16 protein-coding genes are annotated in these 17,215 nt (G+C 53.5%); 1 reads left to right on the forward strand and 15 read right to left on the reverse strand.

All coding sequences use genetic code 11. The features are described 5' to 3' along the window. Window positions 1-198 precede the first annotated feature (198 nt). The 15 genes from B4N58_RS02530 to B4N58_RS02600 all read right to left on the reverse strand — a co-directional run bounded on the left by B4N58_RS02530 (window position 199) and on the right by B4N58_RS02600 (window position 16,410). Entirely contained in the window at window positions 199-657 is a 459-nt protein-coding gene (locus B4N58_RS02530) for an HIT family protein (protein WP_291745478.1), read from the reverse strand. Continuing rightward, window positions 650-4,630 carry an FAD/FMN-binding oxidoreductase gene (locus tag B4N58_RS02535; RefSeq protein ID WP_291745480.1) on the reverse strand — a complete coding sequence of 1,327 codons (3,981 nt, stop codon included), beginning with the start codon at window positions 4,628-4,630 and terminating at the stop codon, window positions 650-652. Before B4N58_RS02535 ends, B4N58_RS02530 begins: the two co-directional genes overlap by 8 nt. Before the next feature lie 132 nt (window positions 4,631-4,762). Next, window positions 4,763-6,502 (reverse strand): arginine--tRNA ligase, encoded by a 1,740-nt coding sequence (argS, locus tag B4N58_RS02540; protein ID WP_008250302.1) that lies wholly within the window; start codon window positions 6,500-6,502, stop codon window positions 4,763-4,765. A gap of 56 nt (window positions 6,503-6,558) precedes the next feature. Further along, on the reverse strand, window positions 6,559-7,812 hold the full coding sequence (locus tag B4N58_RS02545) for a DUF2254 domain-containing protein (protein ID WP_291745483.1): 1,254 nt from the start codon (window positions 7,810-7,812) through the stop codon (window positions 6,559-6,561). A 329-nt stretch (window positions 7,813-8,141) separates the two neighbouring features. Further along, on the reverse strand, window positions 8,142-8,774 hold the full coding sequence (locus B4N58_RS02550; RefSeq protein ID WP_291745485.1) for an FMN-binding negative transcriptional regulator: 633 nt from the start codon (window positions 8,772-8,774) through the stop codon (window positions 8,142-8,144). A 4-nt stretch (window positions 8,775-8,778) separates the two neighbouring features. Next, window positions 8,779-9,168, reverse strand: a complete 390-nt coding sequence (locus B4N58_RS02555; RefSeq protein WP_008250294.1) for a hypothetical protein — start codon at window positions 9,166-9,168, stop codon at window positions 8,779-8,781. 42 nt (window positions 9,169-9,210) lie between these two features. Continuing rightward, window positions 9,211-9,963 carry a sulfite exporter TauE/SafE family protein gene (locus B4N58_RS02560; RefSeq protein WP_291745488.1) on the reverse strand — a complete coding sequence of 251 codons (753 nt, stop codon included), beginning with the start codon at window positions 9,961-9,963 and terminating at the stop codon, window positions 9,211-9,213. Between the two features lie 4 nt (window positions 9,964-9,967). Continuing rightward, entirely contained in the window at window positions 9,968-10,516 is a 549-nt protein-coding gene (locus B4N58_RS02565) for a GNAT family N-acetyltransferase (RefSeq protein WP_291745490.1), read from the reverse strand. 6 nt (window positions 10,517-10,522) lie between these two features. Then, complete coding sequence (locus B4N58_RS02570) at window positions 10,523-11,089, reverse strand: TIGR00730 family Rossman fold protein (protein ID WP_008250289.1); 567 nt, start codon at window positions 11,087-11,089, stop codon at window positions 10,523-10,525. Further along, the gene (sugE, locus tag B4N58_RS02575; RefSeq protein WP_291745492.1) at window positions 11,086-11,397 is read right to left on the reverse strand and encodes a quaternary ammonium compound efflux SMR transporter SugE; all 312 of its coding nucleotides are present in this window, start codon (window positions 11,395-11,397) and stop codon (window positions 11,086-11,088) included. The genes B4N58_RS02570 and sugE overlap by 4 nt, the downstream gene beginning before the upstream one ends. Window positions 11,398-11,471: 74 nt before the next feature. Beyond that, a complete protein-coding gene (locus B4N58_RS02580; protein ID WP_291745494.1) occupies window positions 11,472-12,644 on the reverse strand; it encodes a multifunctional CCA tRNA nucleotidyl transferase/2'3'-cyclic phosphodiesterase/2'nucleotidase/phosphatase in 1,173 nt (390 codons plus the stop codon). Between the two features lie 41 nt (window positions 12,645-12,685). Beyond that, window positions 12,686-13,681, reverse strand: a complete 996-nt coding sequence (locus tag B4N58_RS02585) for a glutathione S-transferase family protein (RefSeq protein WP_291745496.1) — start codon at window positions 13,679-13,681, stop codon at window positions 12,686-12,688. Window positions 13,682-13,734: 53 nt separating this feature from the next. Continuing rightward, a complete protein-coding gene (locus tag B4N58_RS02590) occupies window positions 13,735-15,276 on the reverse strand; it encodes a cryptochrome/photolyase family protein (protein WP_291745498.1) in 1,542 nt (513 codons plus the stop codon). A gap of 16 nt (window positions 15,277-15,292) precedes the next feature. Then, complete coding sequence (locus B4N58_RS15645; RefSeq protein WP_008250280.1) at window positions 15,293-15,463, reverse strand: DUF2256 domain-containing protein; 171 nt, start codon at window positions 15,461-15,463, stop codon at window positions 15,293-15,295. Window positions 15,464-15,468: 5 nt separating this feature from the next. Continuing rightward, a complete protein-coding gene (locus B4N58_RS02600; protein ID WP_291745500.1) occupies window positions 15,469-16,410 on the reverse strand; it encodes a MerR family transcriptional regulator in 942 nt (313 codons plus the stop codon). Between the two features lie 233 nt (window positions 16,411-16,643). Here B4N58_RS02600 and B4N58_RS02605 point away from each other — a divergent pair, with 233 nt between their 5' ends. After that, window positions 16,644-17,201, forward strand: a complete 558-nt coding sequence (locus tag B4N58_RS02605) for a glutathione peroxidase (RefSeq protein ID WP_291745502.1) — start codon at window positions 16,644-16,646, stop codon at window positions 17,199-17,201. Window positions 17,202-17,215: the final 14 nt, after the last annotated feature.

The raw sequence follows: 17,215 nt of genomic DNA on the forward strand, positions 1-17,215 counted from the left end.
CTTGCGAAGGTAGCAATATCCTCGCTGCGCCGATCAAGAAAACCTGCCCGTTTGAATTCACCCGCCACGGTCGGCCAAAGGCCGGCACCGAGACTCGGCCCGCTTTTTTGCCGAGCGAGGTGAGTCAGGGTGAATCTCAAAAAGGGAAATACAGGTTTTCTGGCGCGAGAGGGTATGCGCCTGAGCGAGCGAAGCGACTCAGCCCGGAAATGCTGCCAGCAATTCAGCACGCAGCGCCAACATCCATTTGGGCTTTGAATCAAGCACCCACTGCTGGCGGGGCGACAGCGACACTCCCGGTTTGGCTGCAGCCCACACGGGCGCAGGAAAGTGTTTGTCGTCTGTAAAACGGGGAATGACGTGCCAGTGCAAATGCGGCACCACGTTACCCAGCGTTGCAATATTCGCTTTGTCGGCTTTAAATACGCGAAGCACGAATTGTTCAAGCAACACCACCGCATCCATGCACAGCATGCGATCTTCACGGCTTAAATCGGAAAACTCCCGCACATGGTCGTTCCAGACCAGGCGAAGAAAGCCGGGATAATCTGCATCGACTGCCTCAATCACACGGAACTTGCTGCAATTGAACACCCAATCACCGCCCGGTGTGGCACACAGGGGGCAATTGGGATTTTGTGAAACGGAATCAGACAAGGATGCGCTCGATACCGCCATCGTTGGCTTCTTTCACGTAGTTCTGTAGCCATTCCTTGCCCAGTACATTCTTGGCAATTTCCACCACAATGTAATCGGCGGTCAAGTTGGCGTCGTCGCTGTATCGGCTCAAACCTTGCAAGCAAGACGGGCAGCTGGTCAGAATTTTCACGTCGGCCTCGGGCGCTTTCTCGCGCAGCTTGTCGGCACCCTTGCGCATCTCCTCTTCCTTGCGGAATCGAACCTGCGTGGCCACGTCTGGGCGCGACACACCGAAGGTGCCCGACTCGCCGCAGCAACGATCATTTTTCGTAATGTTCTGGCCTTGCAACTCGCTGTTCATCAACTGGTTCACAACCTTCAAGGGGTCGTAAGTTTTCATGGGCGTGTGGCAAGGGTCGTGGTACATGTACTGCGTACCCGTGACGTTGTCCAGCTTCACACCTTTTTCCATGAGGAATTCATGAATGTCGATGATGCGGCAGCCAGGGAAAATTTTCTCGAACTCATAACCCTGCAACTGGTCGTAACACGTGCCACAGCTGACCACCACGGTTTTGATGTCGAGGTAGTTCAGTGTGTTGGCCACGCGATGGAACAACACACGGTTGTCGGTGATCATTTTCTCGGCTTTGTCGTACTGCCCTGCCCCACGCTGCGGGTAGCCGCAGCACAAATAACCTGGCGGCAACACGGTTTGTACGCCCACATTCCACAACATGGCTTGCGTGGCCAAACCCACCTGACTGTACAGACGTTCGGAACCACAACCGGGGAAGTAGAACACAGCTTCCGTATCGGCTTGCGTTGTTTTCGGGTTGCGGATCACTGGCACGTAATCGCTGTTCTCGATGTCGAGCAGCGCGCGCGCCGTTTTCTTGGGCAAACCACCGGGCATGGGCTTGTTGATGAAGTGAATCACCTGCTCACGAATCGGTGCCTTGCCCACCGTGGCAGGTGGCTTGGCTGTTTGCTTGTTCAACATGCCCAGCGATTTGGCCACTTTGTAAGCGCCGCGTTGCAGCTTGTAACCAATACCCGTCATGCCAACACGCATGGCTTTGATGGTGGCCGGGTCTTTCGCATTCAGGAAAGTCATGGCCAGGGCTGTGCCGGGGTTGAAGCTTTTCTTGTCCATCTTGCGCAACAAGGCACGCATGTTCATGGATACATCGCCAAAGTCGATGTCAACCGGGCAAGGCGTCAAACACTTGTGGCACACGGTGCAGTGGTCTGCAACGTCTTCGAATTCTTCCCAATGCTTGATAGACACACCACGGCGGGTTTGCTCTTCATACAGGAAGGCCTCAACCAACAATGAGGTGGCCAAAATTTTGTTGCGCGGGCTGTACAGCAGGTTGGCGCGAGGCACGTGCGTTGAACACACAGGCTTGCACTTGCCGCAGCGCAGGCAGTCTTTCACTGAAGTCGCAATGGAGCCAATGTCGCTTTGGCTCATGATCAGGCTTTCATGGCCCATCAAGTTGAAGCTGGGCGTGTAAGCGTTGGTCAAGTCGCCACCGGGCAACAGCTTGCCCTTGTTAAAGCGACCTTCAGGGTCAATGCGCTGCTTGTAGTCCTGGAAAGGCTGCAACTCTTCCTTGGTCAGGTATTGGTATTTGGTAATGCCAATGCCATGCTCGCCGGAAATAACGCCATCCAGATTGCGTGCAATCTGCATGATTCGGTCCACGGTGTGTTCCGCTTCATGCAACATTTCATAGTCGTCGGAATTCACTGGAATGTTGGTGTGCACATTCCCGTCGCCAGCGTGCATATGCAGCGCCACGAACAGGCGCCCACGCAGCACTTGCTTGTGAATGGCTTTGCACTCTTCCATCACCGGCACAAACACCCCGCCCTCGAAAATGCGGTTCAGGTTGTGGCGTAGTTCTGTTTTCCAGCTAACGCGAATGGTGCGGTCTTGCAGCACATCGAACATGGTGGCTTCGGGCTGGTCGGCCAAGCGCTTTTCAAGCGCAGCATCCAGGTGGCCCAAACCAATGGTTTTCAATACCGGGTTGGCCTGCGCCAAAGGCATGTTCATATTGCCCAGCAACCAGCTCCAGCGCTCATGTACCGATTCAAGCAGTTCAACAGCGCGGCCCACACGGTCGCCTACAATGTCTTCGACAGACAGCTTGGTGGAATCGACTTCGTCGGTTTTGCCCAATGTAAGCGGCTTTTCGAAGAACGAACGTAGCGCTGCAACCAGCTTCAGCTTGTTGCGAATGGACAGCTCGATGTTGATGCGTTCAATTTCATCGGTGTACTCGCCCATGCGCGGCAGGGGAATCACGACGTCTTCGTTGATCTTGAAAGCATTGGTGTGGCGCGCAATGGCCGCTGTGCGGGCACGGTCCAGCCAAAACTTTTTGCGGGCTTCGGGGCTGACCGCCACAAAACCTTCGCCAGCGCGACCATTGGACAAGCGAACCACCTCAGAGGCCGCTTGGGCCACTGCGTTTTCGTCGTCACCCACAATGTCGCCAAACAACACCATTTTCGGGAATGCGCCACGCTTGGATTTCGGGCTGTACTTCACGGCGCGCAAATAGCGCTCGTCGAGGTGCTCAAGGCCCGCCAGAATGGCGCCCATGGCTTTGCCTTCGCCGTCGAGGTAATTCTTGATTTCAACAATCGAGGGCACTGCGTCGCGGGCTTGACCATAAAACTCCAGACACACCGTGCGGGTGTGCTTGGGCATGCGGTGCAAAATCCACTTGGCAGAAGTGATCAGGCCGTCACAACCCTCTTTCTGAATGCCGGGCAAGCCAGCCAGAAACTTGTCGGTTACGTCTTTGCCCAAACCCACTTTACGGAAACGCGCGCCTTCCACTGTCAAGCGTTCGGTTCTCAGAATTTTGGCATTCGGCGCCTGGCGGCCATCTGACCACACCAAGTCGAAATCGGCCTGTGGTGCATCATGAATTTTGCTCAGGTTGTGGTTAACCCGGGTGACTTCAAGCCAGTCACCTTGCGGGTCAACCATTCTCCACCAAGCCAGATTGTCCAGCGCTGTGCCCCACAGCACAGCTTTCTTGCCGCCTGCGTTCATGGCGATGTTGCCGCCAATACAGCTGGCCTCAGCCGATGTGGGGTCTACAGCAAACACCCGGCCTGCATGCTCTGCCGCCTCTGATACGCGCTTGGTTACAACACCCGCGCCGGAGAACACGGTGGCATATTCTTCGCTCAAGCCAGGCAGCACTTCCATTGTCACCTGGCCGAGTTCTTCCAGCTTTTCGGTGTTGATGATGGCGGACATGGCCGTGAGTGGCACTGCGCCACCGGTGTAGCCTGTGCCGCCTCCGCGTGGAATGATTGTCAGCCCCAAGTCGATACAGGCCTTCACCAACCCGGGAATTTCAGATTCACGGTCGGGGGTGAGTACCACAAAGGGGTATTCAACACGCCAGTCGGTTGCGTCCGTGACGTGGGAAACTCGGGACAAACCGTCGTACTTAATGTTGTCTTTCGCGGTGTGCTCGCCCAGCGCTTTGCGGGCATGGCCACGCAAAATGGCCATGGCTTCCAGTTCGCGCTGGAACTCGAACACGGCTTTTTCAGCCACAGTGAGCAATTCGCGCACTTTGGCGCTTCGGTCTTCAGAATCGACTTCAACAGCCGCTTCTTTCACCTCAACCCGGCGGGCGTCAATTTCACTCAAGCGGTGAAACAGGGCCTCGATCAGCGCGGTCAGGCGTTTGGGATTGTCCAGCAAGTCGTCTTGCAGATACGGATTGCGACGAACCACCCAAATGTCGCCCAATACTTCAAACAGCATGCGGGCTGACCGGCCGGTTTTTCTCTCCTGACGCAGCTCTTGAAGAATGTTCCAAGCCGACTCACCCAGCAGGCGGATCACGATTTCACGGTCCGAAAACGAGGTGTAGTTGTACGGAATTTCCCGCAGACGCGCGGTTTCGCCGGCTGAGGGTTTCAGAGTGTTTAATTCGACGGGTGCGTTCATGCAAAACCTTTAGACTGCTTAGCCTTTCATGGTACCAAAAACAAGGCACTTGCGCCTAGAGTGGCGCCTCCTCAATTCTCGCTCAAAACCCTTATTGAACAAGGGTTTTGAGCCCAAACAATCAAAATCTGCTTACATCCGTTTCGGCGCCGAAACACCCAACACCGCCAAGCCATTCGACAACACAGTGGCCACAGCCACCAACAGCCCAACCCGCGCGGTTTTCAGGGCCATGTCGTCAATACGTACGCGTTCAGCGTTGTAAAAAGTGTGGAAAGCACCAGCCAGTTCACGCAGGTAAAACGCAATGTGGTGTGGCGCCAGTTCCTCGGCGGCCTTGGACAAAATGTCCGGGTAAGAAACCAACGTTCGGAGCAAAGCCAGCTCGGATGGTGCCGCCAACAGGGTCAAATCAGCGCCATGAATGGTGGACAGGTCAACTTCAGCCTGATCCAGAATGGAATGAATGCGGGCGTGCGCATACTGCACGTAATACACCGGGTTCTCATCAGACTGGGCCAAGGCCAAATCCACATCAAACACGAATTCGGTGTCAGCCTTGCGACTCACAAGGAAGAAGCGCACCGCATCACGGCCTTTGGTCAAGGCTTCGGGCTGGCTCAGCATGGGCTGGGTTTCATCGACACCGCCCGACCAGCAGATGAGGTCGCGCACGGTCACGTAGCTTCCCGCACGCTTGGAAATTTTCACTTCCTGACCACCCTTCATCACTGTGACCATTTTGTGCAACACATAGTCAGGGTAGCCCTGCGGAATGCCCACGTTGCAAGCCTGCAAACCGGCTCGAACACGCGCAATGGTGCCATGGTGGTCGGTACCCTGAATATTGATCACCTTGCCGAAACCACGCTTGAATTTCTGGATGTGATAGGCCACATCGGGCACGAAGTAGGTGTAACCACCTTCGGATTTGCGCATGACGCGGTCTTTGTCGTCGCCGTAATCGGTGGAACGCAACCAAAGCGCGCCACCCTCCTCAAAAGTTTTACCGGACGCAACCATGAGAGCGACTGCCGCTTCAACCTTGCCCTCGGAATACAAGGAGCTTTCCAGGTAAAACTGATCGAAATTGACGCCAAAGGCCTTCAAATCGAGGTCTTGCTCGGCACGCAGATAAGCCACAGCAAAAGCACGAATGCATTCAAAGTCGTCTACGTTGCCAGTGCCTTTGACGGGTTCGCCGTCGGCGGCCTTCACTTCCTTGCCAGCCAGAAAATCCTCGGCAATGTCGGCAATGTAGTCGCCGTTGTAGGCACTTTCGGGCCATTCAACATCACCGGGCTTAAGCCCTTTGGCGCGGGCCTGAACGGACGTGGCCAAAGTTTGAATTTGCACGCCCGCGTCGTTGTAATAAAACTCTTTGTGAACTTTCCAGCCCTGGGTTTGCATGACCGCTGCCATGGCATCGCCCAGCGCAGCCTGCCGGCCATGCCCCACATGCAAGGGGCCGGTGGGGTTGGCCGACACGAACTCGATCAAGACAGTTTCACCAGCGTGTGCACCGGATTTGCCAAATTCAGTGCCTTGCTCAAGCACTTGTGCCACAACAGCTACCCGAGCATTCTGGCTTAAACGAATATTGATAAAGCCCGGGCCCGCAATATCCACAGCATCAACCAGGCTGACGCAGGCAGGGTTCGCTTTCACATGATCAGCCAGTAGCTGAGCCAACTCACGTGGGTTGCGCTTGGCAGGCTTGGCCAATTGCATGGCCAGGTTACACGCCACATCGCCGTGGCTGGCGTCTTTGGGTTTCTCCAGCGTAACCACGCCCTCAAAAGGCTGGTTAAGGGCAGCAGCAGCGGCCGCTTCAAATGCGGCGATCAGCGTATTTCGTTGTTGGGCAAGCATGGGGACAGTTCAGGCAGGGTTGAGCTAAGCCTCTGATTGTACCAAGTATTCCCTGTCTAGAACCTGGCTGCGCTTCTGACAGCCTCAATGTCTTGCGGCAAGGTCATGGCGAGTTCGTTGCGGGCCAGCGCCAATCGGGAATGATTGATAGCCGCTTCAGAGACGGGTTGATACTTAAGCGCTGAGAGGCTTTCAAACGCTTTTTGCAAGCGAATCGCCACCTCGACCGCACCCGCGCCATCCCGGGCAATGCCAGTAAATGCGTCGTCAAACATATCCCGCTCGTCCAAACCCGGCACCATGATTCGATCGTATTGCACCTCTGGGGCTTTGTCCTGCTGATCACCTGCCCACTGATGAAACAAACGAACCAAAGTTCCGATGACATCAATTGCGGTGCCAGGATCATTGACCGCAGGAGATAGCGCGCGACTGGCAATTTCACACAACACCACCAAACCGAACCTAGGATCCTGATCAAAAGTGCGCGTGTCAGACAACACAAAACACTCGGCAATGGCCTGCAAACATTCTTCAGCCAAGTCCTCAGCCTGCGAGGGCTGCTCTACCGTGGCGATCGCGCGGTTGGGAGTACAAAAGGTACCAGGCAATGATTGAACATGAACCTTCAGATCAAATTTTTCAGCCAGTGATTGTAATTTGACCATGTCAATTCGCTGCAGGTAAGCGATTGAGGAACGAACCACAGGTACCCCATTCGCTACCCTTCCATCGCTTTTTTGCCCGCCCAGATAAGGCATACCGAGACGCTGCCCAAAGGCGTTCGATGTAGCAGCTTCAACTTTGTCGATTGTATTGCCCAAACGCCCTAGCCTGGCAATGCTGTCCACCCACCGAATGAACGCAAGAATCACGATTGCAAACACCAAGATCGTCAGCACAAACAGGGCAAAGACACCCGCCTTTTCATAGAAATCATTTTTCAGCGCAATCAGGGCCACCACGCTGAAAATGAATACCCCGATAAACGTAGACAAGGCATTTTGTGAGGTGTCATCAGCAACCACCAGCGGAAACGACCTGGGTGTGGCCGAGCTGCTGGCGGAGGCATAAGCGGACACCATTGAGCCCACGGAAAACATGGCAATCACTAACATAGTCGAGGCCACCAACTCCAACAGGGTTTCCACAGACTCCTTGCTAACGGTGGGTAACCAGTCGCCCACGCCAGGCCGATCAGCCAAGGTTGCCAGAAAGGCAGCCACAATCGACAGCAAACACATTACCAAAGGCTTGACCCAGAGCTTTTCGCGAATTCTGTTCAGGTAAAACAACCAGTTTTCATTCATGGCGATAGCCCCTTTAACGGATTGACTTATTTCTTTTTGGCGACCCAGGCAAAATGCCTTTGCAAGGCCTCATCGGCCAGCAGTGTTTCGGCGCTTGAAAATTGCTTGGCCAATTGCATTTCATCGTACAAATCGTGAATGCCGTCATGACACAGTCTGCAAATATTGACACCCCGGTTCAAAGTTTCCCTGTCAAACTTTTTTCGATAGAAAGCACGTCGATGTAATTTTTTGGGAATGAGGTGATGAAAGGTTAGCGCAGTAAAACGCCCACAACACAAACACTGACCGCTTTTTAACCGGGACGAAGGCATGGTGCAACAAATGGGCTAAAGGTGTTTTTTCACCAAATCACGCATGTAAAGGGCTTTTTCTGTGCCGTCCTCTTCCAGCCCCTGCACCACAGTGACCCTGTTTTTAGACGGCTGGTTCTGGCTGACTTTCCATTTGCCAACCATGCTTTCGATTTGGACTTCAAAACCCACAATGGCCTGTTTGATTTGATTCAGAAATTCTGCGGGTGCGTCATTCACTGACCAAGGCGTGTTTCGGCTGCTTTCCTGTTGCGCGGTCAAGTCTTCCAGTTGCTGGTGTAACCACTCGGCGTCATCCACTACGCGCATTTGACCTTTCACATGCACCACCGCGTAATTCCAGGTGGGAACGACTTTCTCGGTTTCTTTTTTGGTGGCATACCATGAGGGTGTGATGTAATGCTCAGCCCCTTGAAACACCAACAGGGTTTGCGCAGACACCGCCAAATCAGCCAGCATTGGGTTGGCCCTGGCCACATGGCCGCGCAACACCATCGTTGCATCCGCATTTTCCGCCACGACCATGGGTATATGGTTGGCGTTCAGCCCTGAGGTTGACAGCGTAATGACTGTGGCCAAGGGGTGAGCCTTGATCAAACTCAACAACACCGGAATTGAGGTTTCCTCAAACTGCTTGGGCAAATACATGGGCTTACTTCACGATTTGAATTTGGGCTGGATCGACGACAACAATTCGGGTTTGATCGCCGAATTGCTCAACAATCCCCGACACCACAATATTTTTACCAAAAAAGAATTTTGGCAAGTCGTGAATACCTTGATAGGAATACCAGGCGGCCACGCGACCATCGACAACGACTGTCAAGTTGGCTGGATCACGAAAACTGGTGTGTGAATTCAGGTCAACTTCATCGCGATCGGTGCGCAGTTTGCTGGAACGCACTTTCATTTGAACCTGTACTTCCTGATTCAAACGGGCAACGGCTTTCTCTGCCGTAATTGGTGCGGCTAGCAGCGGGCCTGTATTCAGAAGGCCGATAAGGCCTGAGATGACGCAGATTGCAACCCACATGCGACGCATGTTTTTCTCCCTAGGGTTTTCCGGCTTTTAGTGTATATCAGCCTACAGCCAAAGCACACGGGCAATCATGTAGCCGCCCAACAGCAGCAAGCCCAGGAAAAAAACGGTTTTGAAAGTTTCGGCACTCAGCAAGGCACGGCATTTTTGCCCAGCCAGCACGCCGGCCATGGTCGGCACCAGGCACAAAGTTGATTCCCAAGCAGCTGCCAGTTCAAACCGCCCCTTGACGTACAAGCCCACCGCCAAAGCAAAAGTACCCACCGTAAACACCAAACCCAAAGCCTGTAACAACTCGTCTTTGTCCATGCCCAATGAATTCATGTAGGGGGCTGAAGGCACCGACGACACCCCGGTTGCACCGGCCAGAAACCCGGTCAGCCCACCCACCAGGGGCGAGGCCCAACGTTCCTTGTGCGCAGTGACATGCATGTTGAACTTGAACAAGCCGAGCACGGCATACACAAACAACACCAGGCCCAAAGCCAGCGTGGCATAGGCAGGCGTGCTGCCAGTTAAAACGCCGACCCCGAAAGCGGCCCCAACACACACCATGACCAACAAGGCAGCAAAGCGGCGTACCGCCTTGAAAAAACCAGGGCCAATCAGCATTTGCCACACATTGCTGACCATGGAGGGCACAACAATCAGTGCGGCTGCCTGCACGGGCGCAACGGCAACGGCCATTAAACCGATTGCGATCGGGGGCAAGCCCATGCCTGTGACGCCTTTGACAAAACCCGCCACCAAAAAAGCCAGCCCCACGATCAGGGTGTAATTGCTAATGTCCAGAGTCATTTCCTCAAAGTGGCGGGGGTGCAGAATTGCCACCCTCACCCAAAGCACGTTGCATAATCAGCGTGCCTACCCAGCGATTGAACTTGTAACCGACATTGGGCATACGCCCAACTTCCTGAAAGCCCAGCTTGCGGTGCAACTCAGCCGAACCTGCCGTACCACCTTGAGTAATGACTGCAACCATTTGCCGCCATGGACCTTGTTCGCAACGGCGAATCAACTCGTTGAGCAATGCAGCACCAATGCCCTTGCCGGTGTGGTTGGGTGACAGGTAAACGGAGTCTTCAACGGTGTAACGGTAAGCAGGCCTGGGCCTGTAGCTGACTGCATAGGCATAGCCCACGATCACGTCATCGATATGGGCCACAAGGTAGGGCAAATGGCTGTCCAGTATGGCTTGCCTGCGCGCGCACATTTCTTCAAGGGTGGGGGGCACCAGTTCAAAGGTGGCCAACTCCTTGAGTACGTAATGCGCATAAAGCGCCTGCACGGCGGGCATGTCAGCCAAGGTGGCATCCCGAATATCAAAAGCTGGGTGCATGACATTGTGCATGGCCGCTTAAACCCACTTCACCACCGCGGGTGCGGTGTAGGTTTTGAAGGCCTCGAGAAGCGAATCGGCGCAGGTATTTGCCATCAACATGCTGCGGTGCTGGGGACGAATGAATGACTCGTTGCGGGCATGATCCAGAAACGAGAGCAAACCATCGTAGTAGCCATTCACATTCAATACACCCACAGGCTTGTGATGAAAGCTGAGCTGCGCCCAGGTCAGGATTTCAAACAGCTCTTCGAAAGTTCCCAGGCCTCCGGGCAAGGCGATGAAGCCGTCAGAGCGCTCGGCCATCATGGCTTTGCGCTCGTGCATGTTGCGGGTCACGATCAGCTCAGATAATGCAGGGTGGGCCAACTCCTTGGTCACCAACGATTCAGGAATGATGCCGGTGGCTGTGCCGCCCAGGGCCAATACCTCTTCGGCCACCACACCCATCAAACCCAGATTGGACCCGCCGTACACCAAGCCCAGATTATTACCCACCAAGGCGCGGGCCAAGGCTTTCGCGCCTTCGGTGTATTCAGCCCGATTGCCCGCGCTGGAGCCACAGTACACACAAATATTCTTCATGACAGCTTCAAACCCAGAACACCCAAAACAATCAGCACCACACTGCCAATGCGCAGTGCATTGACGGTCTCATTGAATAAAACAACACCCATCATTACAGTACCTGCCGCACCAATACCGACCCACACGCTGTAGGCGGTGCCCACCGGCAAGGTTTTCATGGCCAAGCCCAACAAACCGAAGCTGATTGCTGCAGCAGTCAAGGTGATGGCAGAAGGAACAAGGCGGGTAAAACCATCGGTGTACTTCAGGCCGATGGCCCATACGATTTCAAAGAGACCTGCTACAAACAGAATTAACCAGGACATGACAACTCCCATTTAACTAAATGGGGCCGTCCCCGATCGAAGGTTGAGCGGTGAGGTCGTCCTCACTTCAAGAATCAAAAGTATTTGGAATGCAATTCTTCCACCCACGCCAAGCGGGCGTTCGCAGCCACTTGGGCCACCTGTTCGCCAGGCGGGTGATTTGCAATTTTATCACCAAGAAAAGCTTTGTAATTCCCCTGTTCCAATTCCGCCACAGCCTGCTCGACAAAAGCATGCACCCGCCCTTCCCCATGGATTTGTGCTACAAGCTGGTTCACCTGCCGCAAACGGGCAGGCTTTCTGTACAAATCTACCTGACCGAAAAACCGGGCGAAACTGTCGGGGTCGGTGCTTTGCTGCTGCACAAAGGCAAGGCAATGGCATGCCAACACCGACAGGTCTTCGATAGTGCGGGGCAAACGCCATGCCTTGGCCAAGGCTTTGATGTGTGCCAAGTTCAGGAAAAAACCAAGCGAATAAACCCAGCGCGCTTCTGCCCCGGAAAGACTGTTGAGGCAATCGTATTCAGGCTTGTCAAAACTTGAAAACGGCACTGAACAGGCAGGCGCCAATTCACCCCACCCATTGAGTTTGCTGATCAACTTGATCATGCGAGAGGGCTTTTCCTCCCCCATGCCTTTGGTCAATTCGGCGTACACACGCTCGGGCACCAGGTGTTTCAATTCCCCGCTGGCCTGAAGTTCGCGGCACAAGTCCATGGTTTCTTCAGCCACCGAGAAGTCAAGGAAGCGTGCCAAAAAGCGCGCCAAGCGAAGTACACGCAACGGGTCTTCACTGAATGCGGGGCTAACATGCCGCATACACTTGTTTTCAAGATCGGCAAGACCTTGAAACGGGTCGATCAGCCCGCCCTCTGAATTCATGGCCATGGCATTAACGGTGAAGTCACGGCGAGCCAAGTCTTCCTCAAGGGTAACCGAGGGTTCTGCATGAAAGGTGAATCCCTTGTAGCCATGCCCACTTTTACGCTCGGTGCGTGCCAGGGCATATTCTTCGTGGGTGCGCGGATGAAGAAACACGGGAAAGTCAGAACCCACCGGTGTGAAGCCAGCGGCCAGCATGTGGTCAACGGTTGCACCGACGACGACCCAGTCCCGGTCACTGCTGGCACGCCCCATCAACGCGTCGCGCACAGCACCTCCTACCACATACACTTTGACATGGTTGGGTAGTTGTTCAATGACTGGGTCTACTTGAAAACCTTGCAGTTCAGGGTGGCGGGCCATGGGCAACATGAAAATGAGTGTTGCCCAAGATTACCATCGAATTATGCAGCGTGGTTTGCAGGCAAACGCGTGCGGTTGTGCCCGCGCGCAAAGTCGATGGCAGGGCCTGCGGGCACAACACGGGTGGGATTGATCATGTCGTGGCTGTAGTAGTAGTGGCGTTTGATGTGGTAAAAATCGACGGTTTCAGCAACTCCCGACCACTGATACAACTCGCGCACGTAATTCGAAATATTCGGGAAATCTTCAAGCCTTTGGCGATTGCACTTGAAATGACCGTGGTACACCGCATCAAACCGAATCAGGGTGGTGAACAGGCGCCAGTCGGCTTCCGTAATTTGTGGGCCCACCAGGTAGCGGTTGTTTTCCAGAATTTTCTCGATTGAATCAAGCGCCATGAACACGGCGTTGTAGGCCTCTTCGTAGGCACCCTGCGCAGTAGCAAAACCTGCGCGATACACACCATTGTTGATGTTGTCGTACACCAGGCCATTGACCCTGTCGATCATGCTGCGCAAATTCTCGGGATAGAAATCTTCGTGGTTGCCGGTGATTTCATTGAATGCGGAATTGAACATTCGAATGATTTCAGACGACTCATTGCTGACAATCTGATTGGTTTTCTTGCACCACAGCACAGGCACAGTGACCCGCCCTGAATAGTCGCTTTTGTTGCGTGTGTAAATTTGATGCATGAATTCGCTGCCGAACAACAAGTCGCCAGTACTGCCGGCATCCAAATTGAATGTCCAGCCATTGCTGAGCATGTCGGGGCTGACCACTGACACATCAATGTGATTTTCAAGGTTCTTCAACTTGCGAAAAATCAGGGTGCGGTGTGCCCATGGACAGGCCAGCGATACGTACAGGTGGTAGCGCCCACTTTCTGCCTTAAAGCCGCCTGCACCGCTTGGTCCTGCACTGCCATCGGCGGTAACCCAGTTGCGCAATTTGGCGCTTTCGCGCTGGAATTTGCCACCGCTTGAACTGGTGTCATACCACTTGTCTCGCCACTGACCATCTACCAGCAAACCCATGCTTCTACTCCTTGAACTTCAACAACAAGGCTTTACCTTAACAAAGCACGGGCTTACAGTTGTTCAATATTCTTGAAGGTGTCGGCCACTTTTTGCCGAAGTGCGGTGCGTTGCGTATCGTTCAGCCGCGCAATGTTTTTGGCCATCAAACCAGTGCGCGGGTTGGCTGACAGCATTTTTTCATGCTGATCCAGAAAACCCCAGTACAGCGTGGTGAACGGGCAGGCCTGTTCACCGGTTTTCTCAGCCGGGTTGTACTTGCAACCGGTGCAATAGTTGCTCATGCGCTTGATGTAAGCGCCCGATGCAATGTAAGGCTTGCTGGTGAACCGCCCGCCATTGGCAAACAGCGCCATGCCGGCCACATTCGGCAGTTCAACCCATTCCACAGCATCCACATACACCGCCAAAAACCAGTCTTCGACCTGCTGTGGTACAAGCCCCGCCAGCAGGGCAAAGTTGCCGATCACCATCAGGCGTTGAATGTGGTGCGCATAACCGTAGTCCAGCGTTTGACCAATCGAATCTTTCAGGCAATTCATGTGGGTGTTGCCAGTCCAGAACCATTTGGGCAGGTCAAGTTTGGCTTGCAAATAATTGTCTTCACGCATCTTGGGCATGTCCAGCCAATACACCCCGCGCATGAATTCACGCCAACCCAGAATTTGGCGAATGAACCCTTCTGCACTGGCCACATCCACTTTGCCAGCGCGATAGGCCGCTTCTGCTTTTTGTATCACCTCGAGCGGATGTAACAAATGCAGATTGATTGAACTGGAAACAAGCGAGTGCCAGCCGAACGGCGTGTTGGTCCACATGGCGTCCTGATAAGTACCGAAGTTGGCGAACCGGTTCTCGATGAAAGTATCGAGCGCCTGCAAAGCTTGTGTGCGTGTGACTGGCCATGCGAAATTTTTAAGCGTACCGGGATGATCCGGGAAATTTTCTTCAACCTCAGCGAACACCGCTTGCGTTATTTCATCGGGTTCAAAAAATGCAGGGGGTGTAATATCGCCGGGGCCGGCTTTGGGAAATGCACTGCGATTGTCTGCATCAAAATTCCACTTGCCGCCAGCAGGCTCGGCACCCTCCATCAACACACCGATGCGCTTGCGCATTTCGCGATAAAAATACTCCATGCGCATTTGTTTGTAGCCACTGGCCCACTTTGCAAATTCCGACCGACTGCACAAATAATGTGTGTCTTCAAGTAGTCGCAACTTCAGATTTTCCGACTTCGCAAACTTCAAAAATTCTTGTTCCAGGCGCCACTCACCTGGCTCGGCCATATCAATGCTGGTGTACCCGTGCTGTTTGCACAGGTTTGCAACTTCAGTGGTCAAGTTGTTTGGGCCCGTGTCGCGCAAGCTGCGGTAATGCACGGTGTAACCCGCCTTGCGCAATTCTTCTGCAAAATGGCGCATGGCACTGAGAAACAAAGCGACTCGCACTTTGTGAACCCACACCACAGTGGATTCAACAGGTGACTCCACCATGAGTATGTCTGCTGATTTCGGGGGGTTGGCCAGAAGTGCGGGGTTGTTAAGGTCGAGTTGATCGCCCAACACAACCACGGCTTTGGTTTTGCTGCTCATGCTATTTACTGCCTGCTTATTTGCTGCCCGCTCTGGGCGCCGCCTTGCGGCAGGCCTCTGAGCAATATTTTACGTCATCCCAATTCTTGGCCCAGCTTTTGCGCCAGGTCATTTCCTTCCCGCACACGGTGCAAAGCTTGCTGGGCAAATAAGATTTATTGCCTTTGAAAGACCGCTTATCCGGCACGGAAATTAATTCTGATTGAATTTGTTGCGCAGTCGCCAGTCTGCAATTGATTCACTGATGGACTCTAGGCTGGACAACAACACGAAATCTTCAGAAGGCTTTTTGCGCAATGCTGTAGAAGAGCCACCACACCAAATTTCAACCATCGGAGGCAATTTTTCACGCAACTCGGCCACTGCTTCCAGCACGGCGGGCGAACTTTGAATAACAGAGAATGACAGGGCCACAATATTGATGTTCTGCGCGCGCGAGGCCAACACAATGTCGTAAATCGGGGTTTGAGTGCCCAAAGAAATACACTGTGCGCCCTCCATGGAAAAAATGCACTCAGCCATCAGCAAACCCAAACCATGCAATTCGTTGGGCAGTGTGGTCAGCAACACCCGCGGGCCTTTGCGTGTGGACGGAATGGTGTTCAAGGCGTTGCGCAACACCACCTGAACGGTTTCGGTGTAGATGTGCTCTTCAAAAATTTCAAAATAACCACGCGCCCAGGCATCGCCCACCATTGCGTTCATGGGTGCAACCACCTCCACCACGAAACGATGCAGCCCCATCGTCAGCGCAAGGCGCGACATGGTTTGGCGGAATTCTTCGGCATCGTGCCGCTTGATCAGTTCCATGTAACTGTTCAGCTCATCCAGGCTGTCAGGCGCCACATTCATGCGCGACCCCGCACTGCTGACCTCGGCCAGTTTCACCAACTCATCAATGCTCAACCCGATGATTTTTCCTGGGCGATGCCCACCATCGAGCAGGCGCTTGATGACTCGCAGTTTTTCAACCTGATCAATGGAATAAATGCGCTCGCCGAAAGAATCACGGCCAGGCTGCGGGAAGTTATAGCGTTTTTCCCAAACACGCAGGGTGTCCTTGGGCAAGCCGGTATCCCGCTCGACTGCTGCAATTGAAAATGAGGGTTGACTTAAATCTGCACGCTCATTCATACCTGAACCTGACCACGGTGAAACTTCAACATCTTTGTTTTGTCCTAGACAAATTGACTTGCCACTCTGAACGAATAATAATGGAACTCAAAGCCTGATTACTAATCAAATTAGCATATTGGCTGAGATTTCACCACACATATAGAGACATTCAAGTGGATAAAGCGCATTGTAAAGACAAGCATCTGTCTAGTCCAGTCCGGGTAAACCTTGGGGAACGGGTTCTGGCCGGAATGATCGCGCTGCTTGGCTTGGTGTTGTGGAACTCTGCGCAGGCAAAGCCTGGCGAGCAATGTCCCGCTGTGCTGAATCACGAATTTCCAAGACTTCAAGACGAGAAAACGATTTCCCTTTGTGACTTCAAGGGACAAGTACTACTGGTGGTGAATACAGCGAGTTTCTGCGGTTTCACCAACCAATATGAAGAACTGGAGAAAGTACACAGCCAGTACAAATCCAAAGGCTTCAGTGTGGTGGGCTTTCCATCCAGCGACTTTGGCAATCAGGAATACAAATCGAACAAGGAAATTGCGGCTTTTTGCAACAACACATTCGGAGTGAAATTTCCAATGTTTGCAAAAACCGTGGTGAAAGGGGATTCGGCCAACCCCTTGTACAAGCAATTGGCCAAAGCCAGCGGAGAACAACCTGGCTGGAATTTTCACAAGTACCTGATCAATCGCAAGGGCGAAGTGGTTGGCACCTTCAAAAGCGGTGTTTCACCCACCAGCCCCCAGATAACCCAGGCAATTCGCCGTGCACTCGATGCACATCCAATCACAGAGCAGTAATTATTATTGGAGCG

The sequence above is a fragment of the Limnobacter sp. UBA3528 genome (assembly GCF_002377005.1).
Classification (GTDB): domain Bacteria; phylum Pseudomonadota; class Gammaproteobacteria; order Burkholderiales; family Burkholderiaceae_B; genus Limnobacter.